This window comes from Mesorhizobium sp. M8A.F.Ca.ET.207.01.1.1 (genome assembly GCF_004794715.1).
Lineage (GTDB): Bacteria > Pseudomonadota > Alphaproteobacteria > Rhizobiales > Rhizobiaceae > Mesorhizobium.
This window is the reverse complement of sequence record NZ_SRUS01000028.1, coordinates 9,222-9,566: the sequence shown is the minus strand read 5'-3', so window position 1 is coordinate 9,566 and position 345 is coordinate 9,222. Positions and strand designations below refer to the sequence as shown.

Annotated in this window: 1 pseudogene; it reads left to right on the top strand. The window is 66.4% G+C overall.

The window, feature by feature from the left end:
• Positions 1–199, top strand: a pseudogene (locus tag EN850_RS33190) (IS3 family transposase); the annotation flags it as partial.
• Between the last annotated feature and the right edge of the window lie 146 nt (positions 200–345).

Below are 345 nucleotides of genomic sequence, written 5' to 3'. Positions count from 1 at the left end.
CGGGACCAGGGCGCCGATGCTGGTGCCGCTGAGGCCCGACGAGCGCTGGTCGCTCGACTTCGTATCGGACCAGCTCACCGACGGGCGCCGCTTCCGCATCCTGGCCGTCGTCGACGACTGCACGAGAGAGTGCCTGGCACTCATCGTTGATACGTCTCTCTCGGGCATGCGGGTTGCCCGCGAATTGGACCGGCTCATCACCAGCGCGGCCGGCCCAGGCAACGCTCGCAGCCACGGTGACGTCGAGGCCGGGCAACGTCATCAGGCGGCGGATTGTCTGATCCTGGAGGGCATGTACGGCGATATCCGCCTCGACCACCGTCAACGCCTCGTTGATCTGGTTAA